The sequence below is a fragment of the Variovorax sp. WDL1 genome, assembly GCF_001541225.1.
Classification (GTDB): Bacteria; Pseudomonadota; Gammaproteobacteria; order Burkholderiales; family Burkholderiaceae_C; genus Variovorax.
The window spans coordinates 1-8,714 of sequence record NZ_LMTS01000228.1; the positions used below are offsets into that span (position 1 = coordinate 1).

An 8,714-nucleotide genomic window follows, 5' to 3' on the forward strand; every position below is an offset into this window, starting at 1 on the left:
CACCAGCGGCCCGGCAAAGCCGGTTCCGCGGTGTTCCTGGTATCAATTTCTCTTGTTAGCTGTATTGGAAAGCGGGTTGCACCATGAGTGCTCTTTGGACTGACGTCGAAATCGGGTCGCCTTGCGCCACTTCGCCCAAGATCGAGCGGGAGACCCACAAGCTCGAGAAGCGGCTGTGCCGCGAGGTCGGCCGTGCCATCTTCGACTACAACATGATCGAGGCGGGCGACAAGGTCATGGTCTGCGTCTCCGGCGGCAAGGACAGCTACGCGCTGCTCGACATCCTGCTCAAGCTCCGGGCCCGCGCGCCGGTGCACTTCGACATCGTTGCGGTCAACCTCGACCAGAAGCAGCCCGGCTTTCCCGAGGAAGTGCTGCCCACCTACCTGAAGGCGCTGGGCGTGCCCTTCCACATCGAGGAGCAGGACACCTACTCCATCGTCAAGCGCGTCATTCCCGAGGGCAAGACCACCTGCGGCCTGTGCAGCCGGCTGCGCCGCGGCATCCTCTACCGAGTGGCCGACGAGCTGGGCGCCACCAAGGTCGCGCTGGGCCATCACCGCGACGACATGCTGCAGACCTTCTTCCTCAACATGTTCTTTGCCGGCAAGCTCAAGTCGATGCCGCCCAAGCTGGTGAGCGACGATGGCCGGCACATCGTGATCCGGCCGCTGGCCTACGTGGCGGAGAAGGACCTGGTGCGCTGGGCGCAGCACCGCGCCTTCCCCATCATTCCGTGCACGCTCTGCGGCAGCCAGGAGAACCTGCAGCGCAAGCAGGTCGGCGAGATGCTGCGCGAATGGGAGCGCAAGCACCCCGGGCGCATCGAGAACATGTTCAACGCGCTGCAGAACGTGGTGCCCTCGCACCTGCTGGACGGGGCGGCCTTCGACTTCAAGGGTCTGAGGACGACCGGCGTGGCCGATGACGAAGGCGACAAGGCCTTCGACCCGCCTGATTTCCCGCCGCCTTCGCCCCTTCGCGTCGTGCAGCTTTGAGAGCGGGGGCCTCGCACGAGGCTGGCCGCGCTACAGGGCTTCACGGACCCGCCATCCGGGAGCGACAGGTGCAGTTGGACATCGAGATCCCTGCCACCCGGCACCGAGCACACCGCGCCTAGAATTTCGCGGATGGAGGCCACCCGACTCATCGCCGTGCGCCACGGCGAAACCGCCTGGAACGTCGATACCCGCATCCAGGGCCAGCTCGACATCGGCCTGAACGACACCGGCCTGTGGCAGGCCCGGCGCGTCGGGGAGGCGCTGGCCGACGAGCCCATCGCCGCCATCTACGCCAGCGACCTGGCGCGCGCGTGGCAGACCGCCCTCGAGATCGCACGCTCGCGCGCCATCGAGGTGCAGCCCGAGCCCAGGCTGCGCGAGCGTGCCTTCGGCCACTTCGAGGGCCGCACCTTTGCCGACATCGACGCCTCGCTGCCGGAGCAGGCCCGGCTCTGGCGCACCCGCGACCCGGAATTCGCGCCGGAGGGCGGCGGCGAATCGCTGCTGGAATTCAGGGAGCGGGTGACCGGCATCGCGGGGCAACTGGCGCAGCGGCATCCGGGCGAGCTGGTCGTGCTCGTGGCCCATGGCGGCGTCATGGACGTGCTCTATCGCGCCGCGACCCGCCAGGAACTCCAGGCCCCGCGCACCTGGCACCTGGGCAATGCCGCCATCAACCGCCTTCTCTGGACCCCCCAGGGCTTCACGCTCGTGGGCTGGGGCGATATCGGGCACCTCGACCAAGGCACGCTGGACGAAGCGACGGCCTGAACAGCCCGCGCGGGGCACCCGCCTTGAAATAGAACTTTTCTATGAGTTCTTACCGATTCCGAGACTTTAGCTGTACCCCCTTTGTATTCAAAATGTAAAAAGAGGGGCAGAATCGTGTCTGCCTGAGGTTCTGGCCGACACAAGGATCGCAACCAAATGCGTCGAGTGTTGCAGGGCGTCCAAACGGCATAGGCGGCCGGCATGGCTTTCGTACGGTGGCGCAGTGTGCTACCCCGGAGCAATATCGGCTCTTAGCGGTTTGAATGCTTTGTAATTACTGGCCATGGGAACGGATCCATGTGTGTCACCGGACCTTCAGGCGGCTACGTAGAAACACACAAACGGGGTAAGGAAGAGCAAGGGCCTGTTCAATGCGGAATCAACTGTTCATGGAGCGCGAGCCTCTCCCCCCTTCTCCTGCCGAGGCCGCCACGCTTTCGCTCGCAGACCTGTTCGCTCCTCGTACCGGCAAGGCGGCGCAGGCCGTGGCGCAGGCCTCCAGCCTGGACATTCCACAGGCCCTGGCAGCGCGCTGGACGGTGGAAGCCCAACAGGGCGGCTACCTTCCCGACACGCTGTTCGCCGCGGCCTGGCTCCTGCTGCAATCCCGCTGGCTGGGGACGCCGGCGGTGGAGCTCCACGAGGTGCTCGGCACCGGTGCAGCGGCGCGGTTGGCGCTGCGCTGCGAGCCCGACAGCTCCGCCTGGCAATGGATCTCGCAGGTCGACCGGGCCCGCCGGGACGCGCAGCCGGCCGAGGCATCGGCCAGCCCCTTTGCCCGCTGGCTGCGCGAAGGCGCGGCCCACGTGGCCGACGGCACGGTCATGCTTCAACTGGGCTTGCAGACGCCGCCCGGCCGGCCGGCAGCGCTGCGGTTGACAGGCGCCGCTTCGCTGATGGACAGCGCGATCGAGATCAGCCTGCTGCTGGCCGTGGCCGACGCCGCGGCCGACCTGCTCGACCACCCGGAGGCCCGCCTGGGCGAGATCCGGACATTGCCGGCGGCTGACCGGAAGCGGCAGCTCGAGGCCTGGAACACCCCGCCCGGCGCCTTCGACCCGGCGCTGACCGTCCACGCCCTGTTCGAGCGCCAGGCCGCCGCACGAGGCGACGCGGTCGCGCTGATCGGCGAGACGGGCGCGCTGAGCTATCGCGAGCTGGACCAGCACGCCGAGTCGCTGGCCCGCCAACTGCAGGCGCGCGGCGTGCGTGCAGGCCACACCGTGGGCGTGCTGCTCGATCGCTCGAGCGCCGCCGTGGTGGCGCTGCTCGGCATCCTGAAGGCCGGTGCGGCGTATGTGCCGGTGCAACCCGATTTCCCGGCCGAGCGCATCGCCTTCATGCTGGCGCATTCCGATGTAGGACTGGTCGTGACCCAGGCCGCCTACAAGCCGCTGGTGCCTGCCGAGCGGCCGCTGCTGGCGATCGACGAGCAAGGCGCGGGGGCCGGCGATGAGACGGCCGCGCTGCCGCCCTTCGCATCCGCAGCCGCGAACGGCGAATCCGTCGCCTACGTGATGTACACCTCCGGGTCGACCGGCACGCCCAAGGGCATCGAGATCTGCCATCGCTCGATCCTGCGGCTCGTGGTCGAACCGAACTACGTCGAGCTGCCGCCCGGCGAGGCCGTGCTGCATGCCGCGCCGCTGGGCTTCGATGCCTCGACGCTGGAGATCTGGGGCCCGCTGCTCAACGGCGGCATCTGCGTGGTGCACGACGAGAAGGTGCCCAGCGGCGCCGGCCTGGCGCGCACCATCGCCCGGCACCAGGTGAAGACGGCCTGGCTGACGGCCGGCCTGTTCAACGCCGTGGTGGACGACGACCCGGCGCAGCTCGCCGGCCTGCGGCAGCTGCTGACCGGCGGCGAGGCGCTGTCGGTGCCGCATGTGCGGCGCGCGCTGGCGGCCCTGCCGGGCACCACGCTGGTCAACGGCTACGGCCCGACCGAGTGCACAACCTTTGCGGCGACCCACCGCATTCCGCGCGAGCTGCCGGCCGATGCGCGCTCGGTGCCGATCGGCCGCCCCATCAACGAGACCGCGCTGCGCGTGCTGAGCCCCTCCCTGGCGCTGCTGCCCGCGGGCCTGGTCGGTGAGCTGTGCATCGGCGGCCGCGGCCTGGCGCGCGGCTACCTGGAGAGCGCCGCGCTCACGGCCGAGCGCTTCGTGGCCGATCCCTTCGCCGACGGCGAGCGCCTCTATCGCACCGGCGACCAGGCGCGCTGGCTGCCGGACGGCACGATCGAATACATCGGCCGCATCGACGGCCAGGTGAAGATCCGCGGCCACCGCATCGAGACCGGCGAGATCGAGGCCGCGCTGCTGGCCCACCCCGGCCTCAAGTCCTGCGCGGTCGTGCCGCAGAAAGATGCGGCCGGCCGCCTGCGCCTCGTCGCCTACCTGGTGGCGCGCGACACCGAGCTGCCCTGGAGCGCGCTGCGCCAGCACCTGGCCGAGCGCCTGCCGGAGCCCATGATTCCCGCGGCCCAGGTGTGGCTCGCACAGCTGCCCGTGACCACCAACGGCAAGCTCGACCGCCGCGCCCTCCCCGAGCCCGCGCGCCAGCGGCCCGAGCTGGCGCAGCCTTACGCCGAAGCGCGCAACGAGACCGAACGCCGCGTCTGCGCCGCGTTTGCCCGCGCGCTGGGCATCGACCAGGTCGGCCGCGACGACAACTTCTTCGATCTCGGCGGCGATTCGCTGCTGGTGCTGCGGGTGCTCAAGGACCTGCAGCAGGGCAGCGCACGCCGCCTCAGCACCAACCTGTTCTTCCGCCAGCCCACGCCGGCCGCGCTGGCGGCCGACATGCAGGCCGCCGAGACCACCCCGGCGGTGGCGACCCCGGCCGAACGCGCACCCGCCCGGCCCGCGGCCGGCGCCGACAGCGAAGCCGTCGCCCTGGTGGCGATGGCCGGCCGCTTCCCCGGCGCCGCGGATGTCGAGCAGTTCTGGGACAACCTGATGGCAGGGCGCGAGTCGATCAGCTTCTTCGACGACGCGACGCTCGATGCCGGCGTCAGCGCCGCGCTGCGCGCCGACCCGCTGTACGTGCGCGCCCGCGGCGTGCTCGACGGCATCGAGAACTTCGACGCCGCCTTCTTCGGCATCAACCCGAAGGAAGCGGAACTGATGGACCCGCAGCAGCGCGTGTTCCTCGAGATCTGCTGGGAATGCCTGGAGCGCGGCGGCTACGTGCCCGACCAGGCGCCGGGCCCCGTCGGCGTGTACGCCGGCATGTACAACGCGAGCTACTTCCAGCGCCACGTGTCCACCCGGCCCGACCTGGTCGAGATGGTCGGCGAGTTCCAGGTGATGCTCGGCAACGAGAAGGACTACATCACCACCCGCGTCGCGAACAGGCTCAACCTGACCGGCCCGGCCGTCAGCGTGCATACCGCCTGCTCCACGTCGCTGGTGGCGGTGGCCCAGGCCTTCCACGCGCTGCGCACCGGGCAGTGCCGCATGGCGCTGGCCGGCGGCGCCTCTGTCACCTGCCCGCCGAGAAGCGGCTACCTCTACAACGAGGGCTCGATGCTCTCCCCCGACGGCCACACGCGCAGCTTCGATGCCAAGGCCAAGGGCACGGTCTTCAGCGACGGCGCGACGGTGGTGCTGCTCAAGCGCCTGTCCGACGCGATCGCCGACGGCGACACCATCTACGCCGTGCTGCGCGGCGCGGCCGTCAACAACGACGGCGGTGCCAAGGCCAGCTTCACCGCGCCCAGCGTGGACGGCCAGGCCGCGGTGATCGAGGCCGCGCTCGCGCAGTCCGGCGTTGAAGCGCGCAGCATCTCCTACGTCGAGACGCACGGTACCGCGACGCCGATGGGCGACCCGATCGAGGTCGAGGGCCTGGTGCGCGCCTATGCCTCGCACACGGCCGACAAGGGCTTCTGCACCATCGGCTCCCTCAAGAGCAACGTGGGCCACATGGTCACCGCTGCCGGCGCGGCGGGGCTGATCAAGACCGCGCTCGCGCTGCACTGCGAGGCGATCCCGGCCAGCCTGCACTACGAGGCGCCGAATCCGGCCATCGACTTCGACGCCACGCCCTTCAGCGTCAACAGCCAGCTGCGCCCGTGGCCGCGCGGCGCCGTGCCGCGGCGCGCCGGCGTCAGCGCGTTCGGCGTGGGCGGCACCAATGCGCACGTGATCGTGGAAGAGGCGCCGCTGCGCGAGCCCTCCGATGCGGCCACCGGCCCGCAGCTGCTGGTGCTGTCGGCGCGCTCGCAGGCCGCGCTTGCGACGGCGGCGGCCCAGCTGGCCGATCATCTCGACGCCCACCGCGAACTGCCGCTGGCCGACGTCGCGCACACCCTGCGCGTCGGCCGCAAGGCCTTCGCACATCGCGCCTGCGTGGTGGCCTCGTCCATCGACGAAGCCGTGGCCGCCCTGCGCACCGCGGATTCTCCGGCGCGTGCCGGCGCCGCCGCCCCGGCGTGGGTGCCGCAGCCGGTGTTCATGTTCCCCGGCCAGGGCGCGCAGTACGCGGGCATGGGCCTGGCGCTGCACGCGGCCGAGCCGGTGTTCCGCGCCGCCTTCGACGAATGCCTGCAGGCCTTCGAGGGCGTGCTGGACTTCGACCTGCGCGAGCGCATCGCCTCGGACGATCCGGCCGCACTCTCGCCCACCTCCGTCACCCAGCCCGCCACCTTCGCGCTCGAATATGCGCTGGCCCGCCAGCTGATGTCGCTGGGCGTGCAGCCGGCCGCGATGATCGGCCACAGCGTGGGCGAATTCGCCGCCGCCGTGCTGGCGGGCGTGATGCGCCTGGAAGACGCAGCCCGGCTGGTCGCGCGCCGCGGCGCGCTGATGCAGGCGCAGCCGGCCGGCATCATGCTCTCGGTGCGCCTGGCCGCCGCCGAGCTTCTGCCGCTGCTGCCCGAGGGCATCTCGCTGGCTGCCGACAACGGACCCGCGGTCTCGGTCGCCGCCGGGCCGGCCGAGGCCATCGAGCAACTGCGTGCCGCGCTCGAGGCCAAGGGCATCGTCGCGAAGGCGCTGCAGACCTCGCACGCCTTCCACTCCGCGATGATGGAGCCCGCCGTCGCGCCCTTCGAGGCCCTGGTGCGGGAGCTCAGCCTCTCCGCGCCGCGCTTGCCGATCTACTCCACCCTCACCGGCCGCCTGCTGACGGCCGAGGAAGCGACCGACCCGCATTACTGGGCCCGCCATCTGCGCGAAACGGTGCGCTTCTCGCCCGCTGTGCGCGAGGTGCTCGCCCAGCTCGCGCATCCGCTCTTCGTCGAACTCGGCCCGCGCAACACCCTGGCCACGCTGGTGCGCCAGCACGCGAGCAAGGCCCAGCCCGCTCCCGCCGTGTCGCTTCTTGCCGACCAGCCTGCGGGCGAATGCGCCGCCTGGCGGCTGGCGGCGGGCCGACTGTGGGCGCAGGGCGCCGAGATCGATCTCTCGCCGCTGGACCGTCGTGCGCGCAAGCACCGCGTGCGCCTGCCCACCACCCCATTCGAGCGCAAGCGCTTCTGGGTCGACATCGCATCGTCGGCACCGGTCGCGCCTGCGCTCGCTTCTTCTTCCATACCTCAACCTGCACCCCAGGCCCCATCGATTCCGGAGTTGACATCCATGACCGCCGCAGCCGCCATTTCCCCGCCACCCGCGCGCCGCGCCTCGCTCGTCACGCGCCTTCGCGAGCTGTTCGAGAACCTCTCCGGCGCCGACATGGCCGAGGTCGACGGAGCCGCGCCCTTCGTCGAGATCGGGCTGGACTCGCTCACGCTCACGCAGGCCGCGCTGCAGGTCAAGAAGACCTTCAAGGTCAACCTGAGCTTCCGCCAGCTGATGGAGAGCTATCGCAGCTTCGATGCGCTGGCCGAATTCCTCGACGCGACGCTGCCCCCGGAGGCCGCTCCCGCAATGCCGCCCGCCGCACCGATGCCCGCGGCCGTGGCGCCGCAGCAGGCGGTGGCAACCGTCGCCGCGATGCCGGCGATGGCGATGCCGGCAGTGCAGGTCCTTCAGCCCCTGCCTGCCGTGGCACAGGGCGGCAGCCTGGTCCAGCAGGTCATCGCGCAACAGATGCAATTGATGCAACAGCAACTCGCATTGCTGTCGGCGGCGCCGACGGTGCCGGTCAGCCCCGTGCTGCCGGTGCCGCCGGTGGAGCAACCCACGCCCATGGCCACCGCCGCGGCCACGGCGTCCAACACCCCCGAGCCGGCTGCCGAGGAGCCGGCCCCGGCGCCGACGTACGACGTCAAGAAGGCCTTCGGCGCCATCGCGCGCATCCACACGCAAAGCAAGGAGCCGACGGAGCGCCAGAAGGCGCGGCTGGCCGCCTTCATGCGCCGCTACGTGGAGCGCACGCAGAAGAGCAAGGCCTTCACCGAGCAGAACCGCCCGCACATGGCCGACCCGCGCGTGGTCAACGGCTTCCGCCCGGCCACCAAGGAGATCACCTACCAGATCGTGATCGAGCGCTCCAAGGGCTCGCGGATGTGGGACATCGACGGCAACGAGTACGTCGACACGCTCAACGGCTTCGGCATGAATCTCTTCGGCTGGACGCCGGACTTCATCAACGAGGCGGTGAAGAAGCAGCTCGAACTGGGCTACGAGATCGGCCCGCAGCACCCGCTGGCCGCCGATGTGACCCGGCTGCTGTGCGAGCTCACCGGCTTCGACCGCGCCGGGCTGTGCAACACCGGCTCCGAGGCGGTGATGGCGGCGCTGCGCATCGCACGCACCGTGACCGGCCGCAGCACGGTGGTGCTGTTCACCGGCTCCTACCACGGCACCTTCGACGAGGTGCTGGTGCGCGCCGGCCGCAGTGCCAAGGGCATGTCGGCCGCGCCCGGCGTGCTGCAGGGCATGTTCGGCGACGTGCGCGTGCTGGACTACGGCACGCCCGAGGCGCTCGAATTCATCCGTGCGAATGCCGACGACCTGGCCGCCGTGCTGGTCGAGCCGGTGCAGAGCCGCC

General features: G+C 70.6%; 3 protein-coding genes. All 3 read left to right on the plus strand.

The features are described from left to right. The first annotated feature begins 83 nt into the window (after nt 1-83). A complete protein-coding gene (gene ttcA / locus APY03_RS27650; protein ID WP_068681940.1) occupies nt 84-998 on the plus strand; it encodes a tRNA 2-thiocytidine(32) synthetase TtcA in 915 nt (304 codons plus the stop codon). A 132-nt stretch (nt 999-1,130) separates the two neighbouring features. After that, nucleotides 1,131-1,772: a histidine phosphatase family protein gene (locus tag APY03_RS27655; protein ID WP_068681942.1), complete on the plus strand. Its 642-nt coding sequence runs from the start codon at nt 1,131-1,133 to the stop codon at nt 1,770-1,772. A 371-nt stretch (nt 1,773-2,143) separates the two neighbouring features. After that, the coding region (locus tag APY03_RS27660) for a polyketide synthase (protein ID WP_232324441.1) at nt 2,144-8,714 on the plus strand (6,571 nt) is incomplete at its 3' end.

What these genes read in the sequence shown, in the direction of transcription:
- APY03_RS27655 (WP_068681942.1), top strand. Translation starts at nt 1,131, where the DNA reads ATGGAGGCCACCCGACTCATCGCCGTGCGCCACGGCGAAACCGCCTGG.
- ttcA (WP_068681940.1), top strand. Translation starts at nt 84, where the DNA reads ATGAGTGCTCTTTGGACTGACGTCGAAATCGGGTCGCCTTGCGCCACT.